This window comes from Nocardia sp. NPDC056952 (assembly GCF_042674185.1).
GTDB lineage: Bacteria > Actinomycetota > Actinomycetes > Mycobacteriales > Mycobacteriaceae > Nocardia.
In genome coordinates this window covers 1-1180 of record NZ_JBHURA010000032.1, presented here as the reverse complement: position 1 = coordinate 1180, position 1180 = coordinate 1, and the positions used below count along the sequence as shown (strand labels likewise).

Sequence of the window (1180 nt, the reverse complement as noted above, 5' to 3'; positions counted from 1 at the left end):
GGTTTTGGGCAACTCATCTCAGGAAACCTTACACTAAGGAGCACCTCTTCGACTGATCTGGCCTCCCTTTCTGCCTGCTTCAGGTGCTCGCGCCGGGTTGTTCTTGAAGTTCCCGCCGCTTATGCGGCCAGCTTCTGCAGCTGTTCTGGATTTTCCGCAAAGTTGCCGGCGCAACTTCTGCGTCCCGCCCCAACACTTCCGGTTTGATTTAAGTAAATCCAGATAAAGCATAGCCTTGACCTTTACCCTCTGCGCCGGATCAGAAGTGCAGGACCCCGGGCAGCGTTCAGACTGCCGCACCGATCGTTTTTTGAAGTTTTCAAGGCAAAAAAAACCCGCTCAGGGCGGGAAAAATTCGTTACAGAGGAATATATCTGTCTCTGATAGGGCAACGTAAAACTATTTAAGTTCCTTCCCTGCCAGAGCAGCAGTTTTCACGTATCCTGCAGGCTTCGCCTGTCGTACGGGCATAACTCACAGCAAGCAGGTCCACAATGTACGAAAACCAAGACAAAAAGCTGTCTGACACAATAATTGGCGAAGCTATTCTTGAGCTACTCGATGAGAGGACGAGCATAACCAATGCCATACTGCTTCTGAAGCTCCAGACCTTCCTGATCGCCGCAGATGAAACGTGGCGGGAGACTACCATACGCGACGCCATCAGAAGCGTTCAGGCGGTAGTCCTGGAAGGCAACACAACAGGCGCACAGTCGTCAGTTATGCACTGAGCGCGGTAACTCCGGGTGAACCGGCCAGGCCCCCGGATTTAACATAAGAGTTCTGTTGCGCATGGCAGTAAAAAGCCCGCCATGGCGGGCTTTTCTTTCTTATTACTTATGATGCAGATCACGCATCATGGCTTCCCGCAGAATTGCGTTCAGTCTCGTCTGATAGCCTTTTCCTGGCTCCTTGAGCCAGGCCATCACATCAGCATCAATTCTGACCGAAGCCTGCGTTTTTACCGGACGATAAAAATGCCCCTGTGAGGCGTTTTTCCAGAAACGCTCATCCAGCGGCGGAATGTCGCAGTACTCAATATCGTTATCCGGTTTTTCGTTCAGGACTTTCAGCTCTGATTCCCGTTTTTCAGTCAGTTCGGGCAGCTTGCTTCGTTTATACCTGACCATGCTCATAACGCCTCCTCTCACTACGCTCAGCCCGGCGCGCACTGATAATA

2 protein-coding genes are annotated in these 1180 nt (G+C 51.5%); both read right to left on the bottom strand.

The features are described from left to right. Positions 1-33: 33 nt before the first annotated feature. On the bottom strand, positions 34-231 hold the full coding sequence (locus tag ACFTS5_RS34245; RefSeq protein WP_378639495.1) for a general stress protein: 198 nt from the start codon (positions 229-231) through the stop codon (positions 34-36). Between the two features lie 602 nt (positions 232-833). Continuing rightward, positions 834-1136, bottom strand: a complete 303-nt coding sequence (locus ACFTS5_RS34240) for a BrnA antitoxin family protein (RefSeq protein WP_039391595.1) — start codon at positions 1134-1136, stop codon at positions 834-836. Positions 1137-1180 lie beyond the last annotated feature (44 nt).